Here is a 22606-nt window from a genome sequence, read left to right as displayed (position 1 = left end):
GAAGGACTGAGAATTTTGGAGGAAAACTATATGGAATAAGGGATGTCGCAATCAGCAGCCCATATAAACATAGTATTGATACCATTAAAAGATTAACAGACGCGTTAGAGATTAATATTCAAACCGATGAAGCTGCCATCGGAACTTCCTGATCTTGAACAGATAATTCTGATATAACCCCAGGTTATCATCAGCCATAGGTAAATACATACGCAGAGTAAGCGCTACTAACTATATAATGGTAACAGAGACCGATACATCTTGTGAGGAGCCAGGTGGAGTATGTCCTTTTGCTGTGGCTGATGACATCCCTATCTGGCAGGATGTATCCATGAAGAGATTTGAATATGTACATCCTGCAGGAGGTAATGAGTTTACTTCTGTTAAAGTTACACCTTCAGAGCTTGAAGCTGTTACTGGAGCCGAGGGTTGGTGTGATGTGTGCAAGGGATGGGAAGAAGACGAGTAAAAGTGTTTGTGCTAAAGGAGGAAACAGATGAGCAGAGTTAATTTTGGAGCAAAACCACTAATGTACCCGCAGCCGGTTCTTATCATTGCAACATATGATGAGAATGGAGTGCCGAATGCTATGAACGCAGCATGGGGCATAACCACTGATTTTAAAGAGATTTCAATCAGTTTGTCTGAGCACAAGACTACTGACAATCTCGCGAAGAGAGGAGCTTTCACAGTAAGCCTTGCTACTGAAAACCAGGTAATTCCCTGCGATTATGTTGGGATAGAATCAGGAAGAAAAGTACCTGATAAATTTGAAAAGGCCGGATTTCACGCAACAAAGAGTGAGTTTGTTGATGCACCTTTGATTGATGAACTTCCTGTTGCTCTTGAGTGTAAGGTAAAGAGCTTTGAAGATGGCATTCTGATTGGAGAAATCGTAAATGTCTCTGCAGATGAGAGCGTAGTGACAGATGGAGCAGTTGATATCACAAAGCTTAAGCCTATAAGCTTTGATCCATTTGGTAATGGATATTACGGAGTTGGAGAAAAGGTGGGCAATGCTTTTAAGGACGGCATGCAGTTGAAATGATAAAGAGATTCAAAGAGGTAAGTGGTCTTTACATAGAAAAAATCTACGGTCAGGATAGACTTGCTTTCGCAATGTCAGATACGTCTGATCTGTATGACCTGGTCGAGTATGCCCAGCATGGTGGGTGTCAGGGCTTTGTGATCCTCGGATATACCGACGGAGAACAACCGGTCAGCAAGCCGAGAAAGCCCGGAAGAGTACAGATTATTGAATAAGAAGGTGATAGTATGGAACAGGCCATCTGTATCGATGGTGATATCGGTGCTGATAATCCTATGGGCAAAAATATTTATATGTGCTTCGTTTTTCTGTCAATATGGAAGGCTTCAGGTGGAAATATTCATCAAGCCATAGAGCAGTAAAAAACTATATCGGATTTACAAATCAACACTTTTTACAAAACGTGTCGGGACCTGTACTCCTGAAATCAACACATTTTGCAAAAAGTGTTGTTCTTTTTAGTACCATAAAAGTGTAGTTGCTAGAGAGTAATTAACTCTGACATCTGCACTTATTTTTTTATAATAAGGGGAGTAATTGGTCTGACGTGGCTCTTTTTGGATCAGCGCATCCGTCACATAAACCGTTAGCCAACCCCTTATTATAAGCATTCGCTTAAGCAGGTAGGGAGAAACACCCGTGTAACCAACTAAACTGAATGGTAATAAGTGTGGCTGGAACAATTACTATTTACAGTTGGAGGAGGTTCAGAATGATTAGTGTTGGAATTGATGTATCAAAAGGAAAAAGCACTGTCTGCATACTTAAGCCGTATGGAGAAATAGTGTGCAGTCCTTTTGAAATGCAACATGTTGAGAAGGGGCTAGACGGACTCGATAGTATTCTCCAGAAGTTAGATGGTGAAATACGTATAGTCATGGAAGCAACGGGCATCTATCACTTGCCAGTATTGACTTATCTTACAGAGAAAGGCTATTTCGTATCTGTAGTAAATCCTTTTGTGATGAAGTCATTCGCAAAGGATAACAACTTTAGGGGTGCAAAAACTGACAAACTTGATTCGGTCATGATTGCTAATTATGGAATTGAAAAGTGGTTTAAACTCCAAAAGTATGAAGGTGCCGAAGAGGTATATGCTGAGTTGAAGCTGCTAGGGCGCAGATATAGGTACTATATGGAACTCCATGTTAAGGCTTTACAAGAATTAACTCATATCCTCGATTATGTCATGCCTGGAATCAAGAAAAAGTTTAATAGCTGGAACGAATCAAACAACAAGGACAAGTTAAGCGATTTTGTGGAAAAGTTCTGGCATTATGATGTAATTACTTCCATGAGTCTTGAAAAGTTCACAGATGAGTACCTTCTCTGGGCAAAAGAAAAGAAATATCACCGGAGCAGATCCAAAGCTGAAGAAGTCTATGAATTAGCATCCGGTGGTATTCCTACACTATCTTCCAGTACCCCATCGACCAAAATGTTAGTACAGGAAGCAGTATCAGTATTAAGGGCTATAGATAGCTCCTTGGCTACTATATTAGCACGAATGCAGGTTCTTGCTAAGTCCTTACCAGAATACTCTACAGTTAGAGAAATGGGTGGTGTTGGAGATGTGCTAGCGCCAAAACTAATTGCAGAAATAGGAGATGTAAGAAAACTTCATAGTGCAAAAGCTCTCATTGCTTGTGCCGGTATAGATCCACCGCCTTACGAGTCAGGACAATTTGTGGGCACAAATCGAAGGATGACAAAGAGAGGATCATCAACTTTACGAAAAGTAGGATATGAAGTAATGAGGGTACTTAAGAGTCATCCGGCGCCCAAAGATGCTGCTGTATATAATTATATAATCAAGAAAGAAAATGAGGGAAAGTGCAAAAAACACGCTAAAATAGCGGGATTAAATAAATTTCTACGTATATATTATGCAAGAGTAACCGCAGTCTACAAATAAGTAGCAACAGCTATAAAAAGGCTGGAATTATTCATCCAGCCTTTTTGTGATACTTAAAAATGGTGAAATTGAAAACACTTAAAAATAAGCCGTTTCGCTATTGACATTTGTTAGCAGGTTTATGTGCTCATTTTCCTATAATGACTTCAAGCTCAAAGCAAAGAGCGAAAAACAAATTGAGAATAAGAAAGGAAAAGATAAATGAGCAAAACAAATAAGATGTATCTGGTAACAGGAGCAGCAGGATTTCTTGGAAGCACAGTCTGCAGAAAGCTTGTTGAAAGAAATAAAAAAGTAAGGGCGTTTGTCCTTGAAGGCGACAAGTCAGCAAAATATCTTCCTGAGGAAGTTGAAATAGCATACGGCGATCTTTGTAACAAAGATGACCTGGAAAGATTCTTTGAGACGCCTGAAGATACAGAAGTGATCGTGCTCCACATAGCGAGCATCGTAACAGTAAATCCTGATTACAGTCAGAAAGTTATGGATGTAAATGTCGGTGGAACAGAAAACATCATAGAGATGTGCAAAGAGCACAAAGTATCAAAGCTTGTCTATTGCTCATCAACAGGAGCAATACCTGAGGAAGAAAAAGGAACCATAAGAGAGTGCGAAGGATCTATTCCCCTTGATCCTGAGAGAATCAAAGGCTGCTACTCATTGTCAAAGGCTATGGCAACAAACGCGGTGCTCAAAGCTGCAAAGGAAGGCCTTAACGCCTGTGTTGTTCATCCATCAGGAATCCTTGGACCTGAAGACTTTGCAATGGGTGAGACCACAAAGACTCTGGTTGATATCATCAATGGTGAGATGCCCGCCGGAATTGACGGAAGCTTTAATCTGTGTGATGTAAGAGATCTGGCTGACGGACTCATTGGGGCAGCTGATAAGGGCAAAAGCGGAGAGTGCTACATCCTTGGAAATGAGCCTGTTAGTTTTAAGGATTTTACAAAGCTTGTTTCAGAGGAGAGCGGTTGCAAGCAGATGAAGTTCTTTTTACCAATATCAGTAGCAAACCTGATTGCCGGGGTACTTGAGAAAAAGGCTAAGAAGACTGGAGAAAAGCCTCTTATGACAACTTTCTCCGTTTACAATCTTGCAAGAAACAACCGATTTGATTCAAGTAAAGCAAGTAAGGATCTGGGTTATACCACAAGGTCGTATAGAGAGACCATACGTGACGAGATCAGATGGCTCAAAGAAACAGGAAAGATCGCATAAAAAGGACATTCAAGAGAAAAGAAGGAGAAGAATACGATGAACGATTTAGATAAGGTTTATGCAGAAAGTGTTGCAAAGGATTACATGCCAAAGGAAACAAATAAGGTAAGGCAGCTTAAAAAGCTTGATGAAAGAGCAAAGCTTCCGGCATTTATAACAGCCATGACGCTTGGAATTATTGGGACTTTGATCTTTGGCACAGGAATGTGCTTTGGACTTAGCGTCTTTGGAACAGGAGTAATTTTCATGGTCATTGGGGTGCTGCTAGGAATAGTAGGTGCTGCTGTCTGTATCATCAACTATCCTTTATACAAAAAGCTCCTTAAAAAGGGCAAGGAAAAATATGCCTTTGAGATTCTGGAACTTGCAAAAGAGATAACAGGAGAAGCATAATGACTGAAAATAAGACTGTAGAAACAATACTTAAGAATGGTGACAAGGCTTGGTCTTGTGCTAAATATGACATGTCAGAGTGGGAAATTTATCATTGATCTGACACAGGATTTTAGGCAAAATTATTTATTTTTGCTTGACTATGACGTAACGTAATAGTTTATGATGTAATCACACGTGAAGGAGATGATAGCCATGAAGACAGTAAATGAAGTGAGTAAACTGACTGGAGTGAGTATACGCACGCTGCAGTATTACGATAAGATAGGACTCTTAAAGCCGGCGGAGTATACCGAGTCCGGATACAGGCTGTATGACGATGCGGCGCTGGAGAGACTTCAGCAGATTTTACTGTTTCGTGAGCTTGAGTTTCCGCTTAAGGATATCAAGGATATCGTAACCAGATCTGATTTTGACAAGAGATTGGCACTTGATCAGCAGATAGAACTTCTTGAATTAAAGAAGGAACATATCGAAAATCTGATCAGTATGTGCCGTGGATTAAAACTGAGAGGAGTGAGACATTTGGATTTTACAGCATTTGATTCAAGTAAATTAGACGAATACGCTAAGCGCGCAAAAGAGCAGTGGGGCAATACTCCGGAATATAAGGAATTCGAAGAGAAGAACGGTAAGCGGTCAAAGAGCGAAGAAAAAAGTATGATGGCCGATTTTATGAAAATCTTTGAAGAGTTCGGAGCTATGAAGGATCAGGATCCTGCTTCTGCAGAAGTACAGAATCAGGTAAGGAAGCTGCAGAGTTTTATTACCGAGCATTTTTATAAGTGTTCTAATGAAATTCTTTCCGGACTTGGTAAGATGTATGCCGGTGGCGGCGAATTCACCGAGAATATTGATAAGATGGGTGGAGAAGGAACTGCTGAATTTACTCATCGGGCGATACAGATCTACTGCGGATGATGCATTTCTTGTAGATCTGGAATCAAAAATTGATTAGTTGATGTCCAGAGCTATTTTATTTTTGTCTGAAAAAAGGTATGATAATCCATAAGTTGTCGAAAAAGATGATACGGAAAGGGACTTAATGATTCCAGTTGGTATGCAATTCTAAGTTCAGATAGGTAAGAATTATGAGTAATCCGTGGGAAGAAATCAGTTTGAATGATTATGAGAATCATATGAGCCTCGATTCTGTTAAACAACTCCAAATTATGAATTCAATAATGAAGGAGCAGTTTGAATCTTATCCGGTTTCGACGGCTATGATCCTTGGAGTCGCCGGTGGAAATGGCTTGGAACATGTAAGCCGGGATAAATACCGGACTGTTTATGGAGTGGATATCAATGAAGATTATCTTCGAATAGTTTCGGAACGATATGCATATTTGTCTGATGTACTGAAATGCTTGAAGATAGATCTGATTGGCGATGCGGATCAGCTTCCCGGGGCACAGTTGCTGATAGCAAACCTTCTCATAGAATATATTGGGTATGATGTTTTTCAGAGAGTAGTTTGTAAAGTAATTCCTGAATATGTTTCATGTTTGATTCAGATCAATGTGGATGATAAGCAGTGGGTATCAGATTCTCCATATTTGCATGCGTTTGACGGGCTGGATGAGGTACATCATCAGATGGATGAGAAATCTCTTTTAACAAAAATGCAGGAGATAGGATATAAGGACATACTCCAAACAAGGATCCCGCTTCCTAATGGAAAGGCATTTATCAGAATGGATTTTCAAAATGGAAAAATGGGATAGAACGATAAACCTAAGTGTCATCATACAAGATGGAGATGAGACCTCCCAGGGAATATAAGAAGAGGGAGATGATATCGTTTAAGTCTTCTCTTCTGATAATCGCATCGGAAAAGGATATCTTTTTTCCGGCAGGCAGAGTATTCAGAAGGGCAAGAGAAATCTTTGCAGGACCGGTTACTACAATAGAGATAGATAGCAAGCATTTACCATCAGATGAAATTATGGTCGATGTATGTAAACGGACAATAGAATTTCTTAAAAACTCATAGCGAATATAAAGTTCAGTATAAAGGGCTATCGACTTGGAAGCACAAATGCTACACTTAATAATGGAAATGCGATGCACAGAGCCTTAGTTTGCAAAGACTGGGAGGAATAAGCATGAAGTCTATCCTTATCAAAGATACAACTAAAGAAGAACGGGAACAGATAGTGAAGAACTCTCTTGACTGCGGAGGTGGTTGTGAGAACTGTTCTTCATGCTGGCTTGGAGGCGGAAGTCCCTGGGACATATACCAGGATTACATCGATGGTAAAAAGGAGATTCGTGAGATAAACATGGAGTATATGGAAAAGTATCGCCAGGACAGGCAGATACACTAAGGAGACAGTTATTATGACAGGTGCACCTGAGATAGGAAATTCCACTTCGGAAGAGCGCAGAGCATATATAAAAGAAAGATATCCATGCATTTCTGACTGTGACATGTGCGGACTTTGTAAGGTGTTCCGCGGAAAAGATGCAGAAACTGCATATAAAGATTACATAGATGGCAACAAGAGTTTTCTTGAAGTCTCTGCATATTACAAATAAATAATTAAATTTTCTTTTATCTGAAAATCCAACGTCATTGTACTTCCCTTTTGTATATGAGCAACAGTAAAAGGTGGGATAAGGGCCGGAGATGCTAGCGCTTTCGTTGAAAATTATTCTCGTATGTAAAGATGCTCCAGATCTCCGTCTACAAATCCGGTTGATATGCCGGTGTATCTTTCTTTGAGATCATCTGCGTACTTGCCTTCATCAAGATATCTAAGCATATCCTGAATAGCATCTTCTAACACATCATCCCACTCAGCAACTTGTCGAAAGGAGAATGCGTCTTCTGAAGAAAAGACTACATCTGTAGCCCAGTCGTCATCATCGGGATCAAAAGAAGATGATATGATCACATCTATTGACCATGAATAGTTACCATCATCATATATATTAAAGCAAAGGCCCTTCCCAACAGGAAGGCCTTTTTCTATTGTAGTATCAAGCCAGCTTTCAAATTCTTTATACATTTTAACCTCATGTCGCGAGCAAAGCGAGTGACTAATGGTTCAAATTGATGGAGCTCGCGTCATCAATTTGTGTTTGAAAGTGGGACATTTTCAAACTTAACCTCATGTCACGAGCTAAGCGAGTGGCTAATGGTTCAAATTGATGGAGCTCGCGCCATCAATTTGGGTTTGAAAGTGGAACACTTTCAAACTTTTAACCTCACACTAAATGACTTCTTGAATTTATAATTCAATTATATCCGCGTTTCTATGCTCAACTTTGATAGGCATATCAGGTGCAGAAAGTGTCTTTATGACTACAATGATAGGTACGAGTGCGGAGATGATTCCAATACCATTATAGTTATCAACACTATCATGCTCTAAAGATGCATATACTCTTGCATACAGATCTCCATAATAGAATATCCTTGCAAGAAGTGCAAGAGTTCCAAGTTTTGGGATAATACTAAGGAGCATGATAACAAGCCACCCAAGACGGTATCGGTTAGTCGGAATATTAACAAAGAATGCGTTGGTTGATTTAATGCCTTTTGTCATAACGGTTGCCAGCACGTAGATGTTAAATACAGGGATCCAGGCATATTCGCTCTTTGGATATCCAATATTTTTCAGTATTTTGACAAGTGTAAGAGAAGTTATTATGTAATCGATAGCCAGCATAGTAAAACTTCCAAAACCAAATCCACCTGATAATGTTAAAAATTGTCTCATCTTATAATTCCCCTTTGCGTTTGAATATATGGCGTTGTTGCCACTAATGTCGGATCATTAGCCGCTCATGACATGAGCTCTACTATGAATTTAGTATATATCAATTGTTATATATAAAACAGTAAAAACGGCGAATTAGACTAGATTAAGACCACATTACTGAATATGATCATGGTATCTTGCCGCTGATTTTGTATTAGTAATTTACTAAAATTTTATGTAAAAAAAGTGGTATTCAAGTGATTAAATAAGCTATATATGCTAGAATCCTCTAGAGAAGTATGTCATGCAATAAATTTGCGTATAATTAGACGTTGCTGTATATACTGACAATAAATTAAATGGATAGTTTAGGAGTAATAGTAGTAGAAGTGGAAGCAAGGAAAAAACTGATCGACACATCTTTTTACAGGCATTTATGGAGGATTGTATTCCCCATAATCATACAGAATCTATTAAGCGCAGCCGTATCATCGGCTGATGTTATCATGCTCAATTATGTCGGGCAGAGCGCTCTGTCTGCATCTGCGCTTGCTGTGCAGTATGTGAATGTTATAAGTATGGTTATCTACGGAATGGGAACAGGTGCTACTATGCTCTGTGCCCAGTACTGGGGCAAGGGTGATCCAAGAGCCGTAGAGAAGGTCCAGGGTATAGCTCTTCGTATTACGATTATAGTTGGAATCCTGGTGACGCTTTGCTCTGTCACTATTCCCAGATATATGATGCTGTTATTTACTCCTGAAGAAGAGATAATAGATCTTGGTATCATCTATTTAAGGATTGTTTCATTTGGCCTTATATTCTGGTGTATATCAGAAGTATACATAGCTGTAATAAGAAGTATAGGACGAGTTTCTGAAGCTACTATCATTAGTATCACAGCGCCTGTTCTCAATGTCTTTTTTAATGCTGTATTTATCTTCGGACTTTTTGGAATGCCAAAGCTGGGGATAGCCGGAGTTGCTCTTGGTACCAGTCTGTCACGTTTTATCCAGTTTGTGATCTGCCTTGTTTTTTCCAAAAAATCCAAGGATGTCAAATTAAACTTTGCCAAGATATTTGAAAGTAATAAGCTCTTGTGGAGAGATTTTCTTAAGATTGCAATACCTGCAGTTTTAAATGATGTATCCTGGGGACTTGCATATTCTACGTATTCTATCATAATGGGTCATCTGGGCTCGGACGTTGTTGCTGCCAATTCTGTTGTAACAGTTGCTAGGAATTTTGGAACGGTAGTAGGATTTGCCCTTGCATCAGCAACAGGTATCATCTTAGGTCAGATGCTTGGACGTAATGATTTTGAAAAAGCAAAAGCAGGAGCTCACAGACTAGTCATACTATCAGCGGTAACAGGACTAATAGGTGGTCTTATCATACTACTGGTATCGCCTCTAATAGTATCAGGAGCTTCACTGACACCTCAGGCCAAAGACCTTCTTAAGTTCATGCTCATGCTTCAAAGCTATTACTGTATGGGACAGACTGTTAATACATCTATAATAGTAGGTGTATTCAGGGCGGGCGGAGATACAAGGTTTGGCTTTATCTGTGACACGATCGATATGTGGGTATATGCCGTACCGCTTGGCTTTATAGCAGCTTTTGTTTTAAAGCTGCCTGTCAAATGGGTATACTTTTTGCTTCTTACAGATGAGTTTGTAAAGTGGCCTGTAGTATTCAAAAGGTATTTTAGCTATAAATGGGTCAAAAACATTACAAGAGATAATATCTGATTTAATCCTTATACTTGGACGTAATGGTATCTCCAAAGCCAGATAAAACATGTCTCCTTGTGAAAAATATAACAAAAATACAAAATAACCCCCTTTAATTTGCTGTTTTTGCATATTTATTTATGTCTTATGACATAGTATAGTTGTCATATCAAAAAACACCGCTTTAGTTTTAGGAGGAAAAAAGTTTATGGAATTATTATTTGGTTTATTTGGTGGATTTATATTTGGGGGATTTGTTATCTTAGCACTTCTATATGTGTTATCATCCCTTGCGTTCGTAAAAGTTTTCAGAAAGCTCGGTTATCAGAGCCCGGGACTTGGATGGGTTCCGATTCTCAACATCTTTATCCTGGCTACGATCGTAACAACAGGGGTATCTAAAGTAAAGGTACTTGGAGCATTCGAACTTGATGTTAATATTTACAGATTTTTATGGGTACTTCCTTTAGCAGTATCTCTTCTGTTCGGTGGATGGGGCACAACAATTTCTTATATTTTCGCAGCTATTTATTATGGTGATATGTATTCAAGAGTATATGCATCATTCGATAATACTAATGTTGAGGATCAGACAGTTCTTGGTGCTGTATCAGGAATCATATCTATCATATTTGTTGTCAAGGCACTTGCAGCAGATAACAATCTGGTTCAGTTAAGATTCAGACATGATGATGTTCGTTAATTAGATGATTATCAATAAAAAAAGCCGCTTCCTTATGGAGGCGGTTTTTTTATGGGGATTTTAGATAAAAAACTGTGTAATGTCACATTATAAGCAAATTGATCTGATAATAGATAGGCATATAATCATAGATCAGCTTGCCTTAAGCTGCTTCTTAGAAGCAGGCCCGGCTTTCTTTTTGCCAAGTATAAGTTCGTGCAGCATCTTTAGTGGAACAGCAGATGCTACGCCAAGGGCAAATACTACAAGGACATATACGATCACATATTTGATATGGTGAGGAGATGGAACTCCGCCATCAAATTGCCATCCAAAGAGCTCTACATACAGACCGTGGATCAGATAGAATTCAAGTGTGATGCTGCCCATGAACTTAAGGAATTTATTGCCGATTTTAAGTTTCATGTTGAGAAGCAGTACACAGAATACGAATTCTGATGTTAGAACTATCTGTGACAGAAGGCTTATCCTTCTTCTCAGGATCGTATCAGGTGCTCCCCAGTTCTCGCCGTAATAGCCAAATATGTTGCAGATAAAATCTGAGTATCTGTAGAGCGGATAGTATGCGGCAAGTGCTGCGATAAGATATACCCAGTAATACTTTTTGAGATGCGGGATTATCTTATTTTCAAATTTTGCAAAGATGATTCCTATCGGGAATAAGAATACGCAGTTATACCACCATTCTCCTCTTATCCAGAAATCGTTGTGATCTATACTGGTTCCCAGAAGCAGATATAAGACAACGAATGCGGTTGTAGAAAGGACTGCGAGGCCGTCTTTCTTAAAGATCTTAAATGAAATATAGAAAAACAGGTAAAGGAATGGTAATACGATCACATACCAGGTGTTGGGATTGCAAAGGTCAATACTTGTAAGATAGAGCAGTACCTGATTTGCATCCATCTTCTCGCCAACAAGAAGTCTTGCAATAAAGAAGATAAAAGTAGTAGTGTAAAGAGCCAGAACTACAGGAAGGATTCTTCTTTTTACATATCCTTTCAGATAATTTTCTTTTGCATGGAAACTTTTGTAAACCCCATATCCATTAAAAAACAAAAAGACGGATACCAATAGATATCCACTTGGCACAAAGATATCAAGACCGTGTACTATACGACTTGGCGGATACATCCAAGGCGCACAGGTCTTTTGTGCGATGTGATGGAGCATGATGCATATAGCAAGGAATCCTTGCAACATCTTGGACTGCTCCAAAGACAGAAATTCATCGTTGAATTTCCCATGTCCTGTATATCTTGCTCCCCATAACAAGATAACAGGCAGTACTACATAGACTGCATATACCATTTGTTGCATAACTATACCTCCAATAAATATATCGTAGTTTATTGGAGGTATGACCGCTTCTCATTTATGATTATTTATTGTTCATATATTGCGAATATTACGATTACTTATCCTGCAAGCTTTTCAAATTCCTTGAGCTTCTGACAGGCCTGGTTAGAGAGGTTTTTGGGTACTATGACTTCTATGGTCACGTACTGGTCGCCACTCTTATCTTTGTGGCCCATTACAGGTACGCCTTTATTCTTAAGTCTTATTTTGCCGCCTGACTGCATGCCGGCAGGGACCTTGCACATTACCTGGCCGTAAAGTGTATCTACCATTACCTCCCCGCCAAAGACAGCTGTAGTAAATGGTACCCTAGCTATAGTATAGACATCAGAGCCCTTTCTTTCGAAGCCGTCTTTTGGAAGAATATGTACTTTGAGGTACAGATCTCCTGACTTTCGCCCCATACGATTGCCTTTGCCCTTTAAGCGGATACTCTTGCCGTCTTCGATTCCGGCGGGTATCTTGACCTGCAAAGTCACTGTCTTGCCATCACCTTCTGTGATCTGGAGTCTTCTTTCTGCTCCAAAGGCTGCATCGTCAAAAGAGACATCTATATCAGAATGGATATCTAGCATTCCTGTATCTGCCCCTTCAAAGGGTGAACTGCCTTCATAGTAGGGCCCGCCGCTATAGGCATCATTGTAATAGCCTTCATCCTCGCTGCTATAACTAAAGGGACCTTTATTAAAATGAAAAGATCTTTTGCCTGAAGAGTGTGCACCGCCGAACATGCTTCCGAACAGATCACCGAATATATCATCCATATCTCCGGGATCATTAGTAAAGTGGGTATAATATCTGCCATTGTCTGAAAAACCTGAATAGGAGCTATTATTACTATCGCCTTGCAGGCCACCATTTTCAAATGCTGCAAAGCCGTAAGTATCATATAGCTTCTTTTTCTCAGGGTCACTTAGTACTGCATAGGCTTCGCCAATCTCCTCGAACTTCTTCTTGGACTGTTCATCACTGCCTGCTGTATCCGGATGATATTTCTTGGCCAGCTTCCTGTAAGCTGTCTTAATCTCTTTATCAGTAGCGTTCTTGCTTACGCCAAGGACATCATAATAATCTCTCTTTGCCATAAGCATCGCCTCCTTTCGACAATGCCTTAATATTTCTGCATTTTATTAAGTAATAGATCATACTTTTGTTACTTATGTTCTATCACAAATAGAACAATGATTCAATAGATTTGAGCCTTGGATATATTAAGTTTTAATAAATTTTACATATCCGTGCTTTAGATGTGCGAAATATTGTAGACCGCCATGTAAAGATATGCTCCTTTGTTCTATGCAAAATAATTTAGCATTTTTTAAAAAGGTCGATATTGCAAAGTCTTTGAACCTGTCTGCATGGAAACATGCCGCTCATCCCATATAAAATTACAATTAACAGCAGTTTTGTATAAGGGGAAACATATATCAAATGTATACAAAACATCTACAAACTATATCAAAAAAGGGAAGGAGCAAGCATGTTTAACAAAAAATGGGGAACGAAGCGCGTTCTAGCTATCATAATGTCGCTGGTCGTGCTTGAGCCTGCAGTTTTATCAGGCATATCAACTGTTTCATATGCTGAGCAGCTATCAGATCCGGGAGATGATCTAAACGCAGAGGCTGGTAGCTCATCAGGATCTTCATCTTCTGATGAGCAGAATAGTAGCTCTCAGGGTTCTACAGATAACTCATCAGGGACAGGGTCTGGTGCAGAAGATAGTACAGGATCTGAAGGCTCTGATAATGCAGCAACAGCATCATCAGCAGAGGATGATCCGGCTCAGGGAAGTTCTGATTCATCTTCTAAGGAGACTTCTGATGCAGCAACAGCTGAAGATTCAGAAGATGGTGCAGATGCATCATCAAGTGCGTCAACAGGAGACTCTTCTGATGCAGCATCGAGTGCTTCAACTGGTGCATCGGATGATGAGACCAAAGATAAAACTAAGACTAAAAGCACCGTCTTGGGTGCAAGCAGGACCACTTCACCTATGTCTGATCAGGGTGATGACGGATATGAGAACTTTACAAGCGATACTCAGGTTGCAGACTTTGTATTTGGAACAGATGGCAATATCTCTTCCGAAGATACATATAGTAGCGACAAGGGATATGGTTTTAGCGATGTAGACTATAATACCGACCCTACGGGCTGGTCAGGCGGCGTATATTACGAAAGAAAGGCCAATGTCTCTACAGGAAGTGCTTCCTATGTAAGTGACTCTGAGAACTACCTTGAGATCAGGTCCAAGGTATGGACTGAAACTGAAAGCTCAGGTTATGGTGTCTATACTTATGAGAACACTTCTACACTGGACGTAGACCTTTATAATGCTGATTACAAGGTTGAAGTTACTTTTGCTAACCCGACTGAATCTTCATATTCTGCTTATCTTGAAGCAGAGGATATCGGACAGGTAAGCGGTATTAATATATCCGCAGGCGGTGAGGCAACTGCATCTTATGAAGTGAGTCTTATAGACGGAACCCTTAATATGAAGTTCCTTGCATCAGGATCTGCAACATCTATATCAGATGCAGCTACTTCATCCGTATATATCAAGGAAGTCGTTATCACAAGACTTTCAACAGATTATGCATCTTCCAAGCCTACATTATATGTGGCATCGGATTCTACAGTTCAGACCTATGATGCATATTACTATCCTCAGACAGGATGGGGACAGACTTTTAGCAACTGGTTTGGTGATCTTGTAGAAGAAAGAGAAGCAGTAAATGCCTCTTTTTCCCAGTCACAGGTATATGAAGCAGAAAATGCTACAATAGAGAACCGCTCTATAGGCGGACGTTCCAGTAAATCTTATGTTGAAGAAGGTAAACTTGAAGATATCCTTGAAGATATCGGCGCAGGAGACTATCTCTTCATACAGTGGGGTCACAATGATGCAACATCGTCCCGCCCTAACAGATATGTGTCAACATCAGATTTTTCCAAATGGATCATGATGTATGTAAGAGGTGCTTATCAAAGAGGTGCAACACCTATCCTTGTAACACCTGTTTCAAGATACAGCTATACTTATGATTCTAATGGCAGACTTACATGGAAATCAGACTTTGAAGCATATCGTCAGGTTATGATATCACTTGCAGGAGAATATGATATTCCGATCATTGACCTTACAAGTCGTTCAGGTGATATCTGCGAAAGCCTTGGTGCAGAAGGTGCCAAAGCTCTTTTCCTGACAGGTGTAGAAGCTGGTGACTATTCAGAAGGCGCATATACAGGCGGATCTTCAGATGCTACTCACCTTCAGTGGTATGGCGCATTCAAGTTCTCGCAGGCAGTTGCGCAGGGTATCGTTGACTATGCAGATAATACAGACAATGAGTATAAGCTTGTAGGAACCTGCAATGATCAGCTTGACGCTCTTGCATCACTTGTTGAGATATCAGCTGCAACAGATGCTCCTTCCAAGGTTACAGGACTTGAGATAACAAGTAAAGGTTCTACAAGCGTATCTCTTTCATGGGACAGCGCAGAAGGCGCAGAGCTTTACTATATCTACAGAGCTGTTCTTGAAGATGGCCAGAAGGCAGAAGATATTGATTTTACCAAGGCTGAGAAATATTCTGTATCCTCAAAGCGTACTTATACAGACTCTAACTGCGGCGCAGGAGTTACCTATGTATACGCGGTTGCAGCTTATAACAGCTACGGCCTTGGCGAGGTATCAGATTATATAGAAGTTACAACCAAGAATGCCGGATACAGATTCGACTTTAATTACAATTCATCCCCTACAATGGAGGGATGGAACGGCGTAACACAGAGCCAGAGCTATAGCTCCTCAGTAGGATACGGCTGGATCAAAGCACCTGGCAACGGCCGTTATAGAAGCGGCAACGGCAAGGCTGACTCATCTGATATGGCAGACGATTTCTGCCTTGGAGCAGGTGAGTTTGCAGTAGATATTCCTAATGGAAGCTACGAAGTTACTATCTATGCAGGTGACCTGTTACCAGGTACCAGCACTATCAAGTGTGCGTATACTGCAGAAGGCGTATCTATAGGATCCATTGCCTGCAAGCAGTCTCTTGGCTCATGTACGGCAACTGTTAACGTAACAGACGGACAGCTTAACATAGTAGTAGGCGGAACCAACAATTACATCAATGGTCTTACTATCACAAGCCTTCTTACTGCTCCCGGTAACCTTACTATTACAGAGCTTTCCTTTACAGATACTACAGCTTCTTTCCTGTTTGCATTCAATACTGTAGAAGAGGCAAAGAGCTATACAGTATACCAAAAGACGAGTTCTGATACAGATTATAGTGTTGCTAAGACCTATACAGCAGATGAGCTTGTAGAAAAAGATCTTGACTGCAGAGCTATGGTTGCTGACCTTGGCGAGACATATTCTTACTATATGACATGTACTACAGCAGACGGAGTAGAGTCTCCTGCAAGTAACATCGTAACACAGGAGATGATCGATCCATCAGTAGCAGTACCTGGCGCAGTCAAAAATGTAGAATGCACAAGCCCTAAGGAAGACGCATCAGAGCTTCAGAACTATATATCTCTTTCATGGGATGCCAATGACACCTCTGACAAGGTTATCAAGTATGTGATCTACAGAAGTGATAAGGCCGAAAGCGACAAGGGCTTTAAAGAATTCACCAAAGTAGGTACTACAACTAAGACAACTTATACAGACAAAGATGATGTTGCAACTAACATTCACTACTATTACAAGGTAGCTGCAATGAATGCAGGTGGTATAGGTGAGCTTTCTGAGGTATGCATCACACCTGTAGTTGGAACACTTGTAGCAGGCGGTCTTGAGACATACTCCAGCAGACAGCTCGTAGCTATAAGCCTGTCCGGAAGTTCAGGAGCATCCACCTATGTGACTGCAACTGATTCTGAGGGAAAAGAAATAAAGAGCGGTGTATATCTTAGCTGGAGAGCTTACAAGGGTGATTTTAGCGGCAAAAATCTTACAACAACCTTTACCGTATATCGTAATGACGTTAGGATCGCTACTAATATAAGTGTTACGAACTGTATCGATGAAGGCGGATCATCTTCTGATGTATACAGAGTTGTAGGATCCAACGACTCATCACTTGGTCTTAAAACGATCGGAACCAATGTCTGGGACAATCAGTATCTTGAGCTTCAGCTGGTAAAGCCCTCTGATCAGACTATGCCTGATGGATCTACATGTACATATACAGCCAATGATATGTCTGTGGGTGACCTTGACGGCGACGGAGAGCTTGAGCTTATAGTTAAGTGGTATCCAAGCAATGCCAAGGATAACTCAGGATCAGGCTATACCGGAACAACTTTCCTTGATGCCTATGATGTTAACTTCGCAACAGGCGTCTGCAGCCTTATGTGGAGGATCGACATGGGTATTAACATCCGTTCAGGTGCTCACTATACACAGTTCCAGGTATGGGATTTTGATGCGGATGGATGTGCAGAGATCGCAGTAAAGACAGCTGACGGAACTACAACATACGACGCTGACCTTCAAGAGACAGGTTATGTCGGAGCATGCTCCATGGCTGATCTTGATACAGCAACTATTTCTACCAAAAATGATTATCGTAACACATCAGGATATGTTCTCGACGGACCTGAGTACTTTACAATGTTCAACGGTGAAGATGGAACCATAATAGATACTGTTAAGTACACTCCTGAAAGAGGCTCTGTATCTGCTTGGGGTGATGGCTACGGCAACAGAGTAGACAGATTCTTATCATGTACAGCTTATCTTAATGGAACAACACCTTTTGCAGTATTCTGCAGAGGCTATTATACAAGAACTTGTCTTACAGCATATTATCTTTCTACAGCAGATGACGGTACTCAGTCTATCGGTACTTACTGGACATTCGATACCAACGATGCAGGTTCACAGTATGAAGGCCAGGGCAACCACGCAGTAATAGTTGCTGATGTAGATAATGATGACAAAGATGAGATAATATACGGCTCACTTACACTTGATAATGATGGAAGTGTTCTGTATTCTACAGGACTTGGACATGGTGATGCAGAGCATGTAAGTGATTTTGTATCATCCAACGACGGACTTGAGGTAATGGATGTTCATGAACATGATAATGCAACATATCATGTTGAGATCCATGATGCTCAGACTGGTGAGATCCTTACAGGATACTACACAGGTAAGGATACAGGACGAGGCATGGCTTCTGATATCGATCCTACAGCAGAAGGCGCTGAGTACTGGTCAATAGCAGATCCAAGCTATTCATCCAATGATGAGCCGTCTTGGAATTCAAGAAATGCAAGTGTATATTCTGGCCAGTCCGGTGTATTTAATTCATCAGATACAGATGGATCAAACCTTATAATACTTACAGAAGGAAGCACACCAGCTGTTAACTTCTCACTGTACTGGGATGGTGATCTCCTTGCAGAGATGCAGGATCATACCTTTAACTCAGCAGCATATGTGCCTCTTACAACAACAATTGAGAAGTGGGACTATGAAAATGGTATATCCTACACACTTTTTGAATCTTCAGAAGTATTAACCTCTAATGGAACTAAAGGTAATTTAGGACTTGTAGGCGATATCCTTGGTGACTGGAGAGATGAGATAGTAGCAAGATGTTCTGATGATGCATCAAAGATCAGAATCTACTCTACAACAATTACTACAGATTATGTGATCCCATGTTCACTTACAGATCTTCAGTACAGAGAAGCTATTGCATGGCAGAATGTTGGATACAATCAGCCTGCACATACAAGCTATCTGATATCAGAAGGCCTTGTAACATCGAAACTTTCAGAAGGCGATGTAAGCTCAAATAGTATTGATGTTCTTTATACCAAGGCATGTGATGGATCAGTATATGGTCACGATGTAGAGGGATATAGCGTATACAGAGCTGATGTAACAGTAGATTCTAATGGCAATGAGACAGTAGGTGACTATACTAAGATAGGTGAAATTGATACAGATGATATGGTCAAAGCTTCTGAAGGTGGATCATCATCCGGATCAGGTTCTTCTGAATCAGAGCCTGTATATCTTAAGTTTGACTTTGGTAACGGAAGAGTCGAAGATGGCTATACACAGGTACTTGCAGATACTGCTTATAGCTCAGATACAGGATACGGCTTTAGTAGTGACACTATTAAGAAGAATATTTTATCAAATAAAACTTACAGATCATGGACTGATGAAGACAACGCAGATCTTCTGTATGACTCCGTATTTGGTTTTGAGACAGATGGAAGTGCAGAGTTTGATGCAGATCTTCCAAACGGAACCTATGAAGTAACATTTATAGTAGCAAACGGATCAGGAGCTTACTATCAGGCTATATCCTGCGAAGGAGAGACAGTATCTACTATTAATAATTTCCGTCATGGCAAGAGTGATATAACTATTGATAAGATAACAGCTACAGTTACAGTATCAGACGGAACTCTTAATATCGTAGTAAAGACCAGTAAGAGCGGATATGGTTCCATGTATTTTACAGGAATCGAGATCAAAGACGTAGATTATGACAACTATCTGTCTGAAAGCAAAGCTTCAAGTACTAAGGATGATGCTACAAACAAGGACGATGCTGATACAACAGGAAGATACGTATATACTGATAAGGATGTAGAAGCAGGTCACAGCTATTCATACAAGATAGCAGCAATTGTAGATGGTAAGGATTCCTATAATTCCAAGGCACTCACTATCACAAGCGGTATTGATGTATCTACTGTAATTGATACAGATGTTTCTTTTGATATACCAGGTTCCATGAAATTTGATGACGATGATGCTCTTGAAGCTTATATCATCTCATTAAAAGAAACTTATGCAGTTAAGGATCAAAACGGCAACGTATCAAATCTTGCAGTAAAGAGTATAGACGTATCCAAGATTGATATGAGCGCTGTTGGAAGTTACAAGGCTGATGTAACACTTAAGGGTTGTTCAAAGACTGTAGAGATTACAGTTAACGTAATTGAAAACGGAGCAACAGGTTATGCAAAGCTTGACGATATCACTGTTATAGTCGGAGGCAGCGTAACACTGCCTGAGACTGTAGAGGCAACATTCCTTGACGGAACATCTGACAGCGTAAACGTAACCTGGGACACATCCTCACTTGACCTTAACAAAGTAGGAGAGTACACCCTTAAAGGATCTGTAGAAGGCGATGAGGACTGTGTAACAGTAAAAGTTATCGTAGTAGACGACTACATCGTATCTGCAGGTGATGTCTATGTAGAAGCTGTATATGGCAGCAAAGTAGAAGACTATCTTCCGGATACAGTTGCAGCGACCTATTATAGCGGAGCAGTTAAACAGGCACAGGCATCATATGATACTTCCAAGGTAGATATGAACACATCTGCAACCTATAAAGTTCCTGGTACTATTAATGGCACAGATGTGACATTCACTCTTAACCTTGTAGTAAGATATGAAGCTCTTTACAGCTTTGATTTTGGTATATCTTCAGGAACAGGCGCTGATGGCTGGACTACACTGACAGCCAATCCTAAAGGCGGCAGCAAAACGCTTGACAGCCTTGGACTTACATATTCCAAGGAAAAAGGCTACGGCTTTACAGATGGAACAGCCACATGTCAGGGAAGGTCAGAAAGCTATGAATATACTCAGGGCGTGATCCCCAAGAATGTATATACTGATTTCATAATTCCTGATGGTCAGACATTTGTTGTTGATGTAGAAAACGGCAGTTATGAAGTTGATGTTGTCTCAGGTTCATATTACAAATCAACTGTTAAGGCTACTATAGAGGGTACTGCAGTAACTGTATCTAATGCAGCATCTACTTATAGTATAGGAACTTATACAGTAAGTGTAACTGATGGTCAGCTTACTATAGAGTTTGCAGCAGGCGCTACATCTAGAGTTGATGGTATTGTTATAAGAAAAGTGGGTTCAAACTACAATACACCTGGCGATGATCCTACAGATGACAACAAGGAAACTGACAATAAAGAAACAGATAATCAGGAAACAGGTAACACCGATAACACAAATACAGATAACAAAGATTCTGGAAATACTAATACTGATAATACAAATACAGAAAGTAATAGTTCTTCAGGATCAACACAGAGTTCCGGAACAGGCAATACTTCAAGTAGCACAGGATCCGGAACAGGCACTACAGGAGGATCAAGCTCATCAACAGGAAGCTCAAGTTCTTCAACAGGCAGTACAAGCTCAACAACAGCTTCCGGTAATACTTCAGATAATAGTACTACTACAGGATCTGGAACATCATCAGGAAGCGGCACGACTACTCAGGATGGAACACTGGTTGCAGATGCAGACAATACTCCCGGTCAAGTAGCTGGTGCTACAAGACCACAGCCTAGTGGAACATCTTCAGGTACATCTACAGGTAACGCAGGCAATGCAACCGGTTCATCAGATAATGGTGGTGATGATACACAGGGGCTTGTTGCAGAAGTTACTCAGGATACAGATATTGCAGAAAGTACAGAAGAAAACGTTGAATCAGATCAGTCTGATAACACCCAGTCCTTAGAAACAGAAGGCGAAGGCCAGACTACTACTGAGCAGGGAGAGAGTACTACAATCGAAGAGTCAGATACAGCGCAGGCAGATACACCACATCATAACCCGGTAGCTACTGCAGCTGCTGTAGCATCAGTATTTGTAATCCTTGCAGGACTTATCTTTGCAGGTATCAAATCCGGCTTCTTTCTTAAGATCCTTTCTTTTATCAGATAACTGATAGTTAGACGATAGTATTAGGCTGTTACATTTTTCTTTTTCATAATAGTTAAGCTAATATGCAAGCCGGCAGGTAGATCCAAGTGTAGGATTGACCTGCCGGCCTTGCTTTTTTTATGCTGTGATTAAAATAAAGAATCTAAGAAAAGAATAAACTGATACGACAAGACTATTTATTGGCAAGCTACTCTTTACTTTGAACATTTCTTACTGCAGGATGGTCATATATAAGCGTGTATATACACTGGATTCGTGTTATAATGTGCTTTGTTGCAAAACTGCACTATGAGCAAATTATAAAGGGTTAATTTGCAGATAATGCTATGTATTATCATATGCATTTGAGCTATTATGATACTCATAAAAGGAAGCTTTTTCCGGTCGGCAATAGCCGGTAGCGGTTAACATCTGTAAAAATCAGCTTATGATAGAAAGGAGCATATTATGTTTTCAATATCAATTATTCTATTTGTATTATTCATTCTTAGTATGGTTGGAGGCTTTATATCACTTGCATTAAAAGCAACGTGGGGCCTTCTGAAAATGATCGGTGTTTTAATTGCAGTTATTGCATTCCCGGTTATCCTGATCGGATTCATCGTAGGCATCGGCGCTTTCCTTATAATCCCATTCGTACTTCTTGCTGTTGCATTTGGATGCATCTTTAAAGCTGTTACAGCTTAAATTGTAAATATTATAAAAAAGAAGGCTATAAAAATCCCCCGACTCTGCTTCCCAGAAAGACATCTGTGGGCTAA

Annotated in this window: 20 protein-coding genes; 16 read left to right on the top strand and 4 right to left on the bottom strand. The window is 40.3% G+C overall.

What is annotated here, in order from left to right; translation table 11 throughout:
• Positions 1-238: 238 nt before the first annotated feature.
• From I7804_RS18515 to I7804_RS18465, 12 genes are all read left to right on the top strand, one after another.
• Positions 239-469: a hypothetical protein gene (locus tag I7804_RS18515; RefSeq protein ID WP_248406069.1), complete on the top strand. Its 231-nt coding sequence runs from the start codon at positions 239-241 to the stop codon at positions 467-469.
• 27 nt (positions 470-496) lie between these two features.
• Complete coding sequence (locus I7804_RS18510; protein WP_027218519.1) at positions 497-1048, top strand: flavin reductase family protein; 552 nt, start codon at positions 497-499, stop codon at positions 1046-1048.
• Positions 1045-1263 (top strand): hypothetical protein, encoded by a 219-nt coding sequence (locus I7804_RS18505; RefSeq protein ID WP_248406068.1) that lies wholly within the window; start codon positions 1045-1047, stop codon positions 1261-1263. Before I7804_RS18510 ends, I7804_RS18505 begins: the two co-directional genes overlap by 4 nt.
• A 12-nt stretch (positions 1264-1275) precedes the next feature.
• Positions 1276-1410: a hypothetical protein gene (locus tag I7804_RS19020; RefSeq protein ID WP_278246684.1), complete on the top strand. Its 135-nt coding sequence runs from the start codon at positions 1276-1278 to the stop codon at positions 1408-1410.
• Positions 1411-1760: 350 nt separating this feature from the next.
• Positions 1761-2963 (top strand): IS110 family transposase, encoded by a 1203-nt coding sequence (locus I7804_RS18500; RefSeq protein WP_248403507.1) that lies wholly within the window; start codon positions 1761-1763, stop codon positions 2961-2963.
• A 201-nt stretch (positions 2964-3164) separates the two neighbouring features.
• Positions 3165-4184, top strand: a complete 1020-nt coding sequence (locus tag I7804_RS18495) for an NAD-dependent epimerase/dehydratase family protein (protein ID WP_248406067.1) — start codon at positions 3165-3167, stop codon at positions 4182-4184.
• Between the two features lie 36 nt (positions 4185-4220).
• On the top strand, positions 4221-4577 hold the full coding sequence (locus I7804_RS18490) for a dihydropteridine reductase (protein ID WP_027218515.1): 357 nt from the start codon (positions 4221-4223) through the stop codon (positions 4575-4577).
• Positions 4578-4772: 195 nt separating this feature from the next.
• Positions 4773-5498: a MerR family transcriptional regulator gene (locus tag I7804_RS18485; RefSeq protein ID WP_248406066.1), complete on the top strand. Its 726-nt coding sequence runs from the start codon at positions 4773-4775 to the stop codon at positions 5496-5498.
• A gap of 197 nt (positions 5499-5695) precedes the next feature.
• A complete protein-coding gene (locus I7804_RS18480; protein ID WP_331477892.1) occupies positions 5696-6301 on the top strand; it encodes a class I SAM-dependent methyltransferase in 606 nt (201 codons plus the stop codon).
• A gap of 29 nt (positions 6302-6330) precedes the next feature.
• Positions 6331-6570, top strand: coding sequence for a hypothetical protein (locus tag I7804_RS18475; RefSeq protein WP_248406064.1), 240 nt, complete (start codon positions 6331-6333; stop codon positions 6568-6570).
• A gap of 112 nt (positions 6571-6682) precedes the next feature.
• The gene (locus I7804_RS18470) at positions 6683-6904 is read left to right on the top strand and encodes a hypothetical protein (RefSeq protein WP_026661844.1); all 222 of its coding nucleotides are present in this window, start codon (positions 6683-6685) and stop codon (positions 6902-6904) included.
• Positions 6905-6917: 13 nt separating this feature from the next.
• Positions 6918-7115: a hypothetical protein gene (locus tag I7804_RS18465; protein ID WP_074757477.1), complete on the top strand. Its 198-nt coding sequence runs from the start codon at positions 6918-6920 to the stop codon at positions 7113-7115.
• Positions 7116-7228: 113 nt separating this feature from the next.
• On the opposite strand, the gene I7804_RS18460 is transcribed toward I7804_RS18465, so the two are convergent.
• On the bottom strand, positions 7229-7588 hold the full coding sequence (locus I7804_RS18460; protein WP_248406063.1) for a hypothetical protein: 360 nt from the start codon (positions 7586-7588) through the stop codon (positions 7229-7231).
• A gap of 222 nt (positions 7589-7810) precedes the next feature.
• A complete protein-coding gene (locus tag I7804_RS18455) occupies positions 7811-8302 on the bottom strand; it encodes a hypothetical protein (protein WP_248406062.1) in 492 nt (163 codons plus the stop codon).
• Positions 8303-8643: 341 nt separating this feature from the next.
• Between I7804_RS18455 and I7804_RS18450 the strand changes: the two genes are divergently transcribed.
• Both I7804_RS18450 and I7804_RS18445 read left to right on the top strand, forming a co-directional pair.
• Positions 8644-10038: an MATE family efflux transporter gene (locus I7804_RS18450; RefSeq protein WP_248406061.1), complete on the top strand. Its 1395-nt coding sequence runs from the start codon at positions 8644-8646 to the stop codon at positions 10036-10038.
• Between the two features lie 190 nt (positions 10039-10228).
• Positions 10229-10723: a hypothetical protein gene (locus I7804_RS18445; RefSeq protein ID WP_092046545.1), complete on the top strand. Its 495-nt coding sequence runs from the start codon at positions 10229-10231 to the stop codon at positions 10721-10723.
• 132 nt (positions 10724-10855) lie between these two features.
• On the opposite strand, the gene I7804_RS18440 is transcribed toward I7804_RS18445, so the two are convergent.
• A complete protein-coding gene (locus I7804_RS18440) occupies positions 10856-12043 on the bottom strand; it encodes an acyltransferase family protein (RefSeq protein ID WP_248406060.1) in 1188 nt (395 codons plus the stop codon).
• Positions 12044-12141: 98 nt separating this feature from the next.
• Positions 12142-13167, bottom strand: coding sequence for a J domain-containing protein (locus tag I7804_RS18435; protein ID WP_282570534.1), 1026 nt, complete (start codon positions 13165-13167; stop codon positions 12142-12144).
• 395 nt (positions 13168-13562) lie between these two features.
• On the opposite strand from I7804_RS18435, the gene I7804_RS18430 reads away from it, so the two are divergent.
• Together I7804_RS18430 and I7804_RS18425 are read left to right on the top strand one after the other, a co-directional pair.
• Positions 13563-21845: an Ig-like domain-containing protein gene (locus I7804_RS18430; RefSeq protein ID WP_248406058.1), complete on the top strand. Its 8283-nt coding sequence runs from the start codon at positions 13563-13565 to the stop codon at positions 21843-21845.
• Positions 21846-22292: 447 nt separating this feature from the next.
• Positions 22293-22532: a hypothetical protein gene (locus I7804_RS18425; protein WP_092046534.1), complete on the top strand. Its 240-nt coding sequence runs from the start codon at positions 22293-22295 to the stop codon at positions 22530-22532.
• The last annotated feature ends 74 nt before the right edge of the window (positions 22533-22606 follow it).

It is taken from the genome of Butyrivibrio fibrisolvens (assembly GCF_023206215.1).
In the GTDB taxonomy this organism is placed as follows: Bacteria; Bacillota; Clostridia; order Lachnospirales; family Lachnospiraceae; genus Butyrivibrio; species Butyrivibrio fibrisolvens_C.
This window is presented reverse-complemented; position numbering and strand designations above follow the sequence as displayed.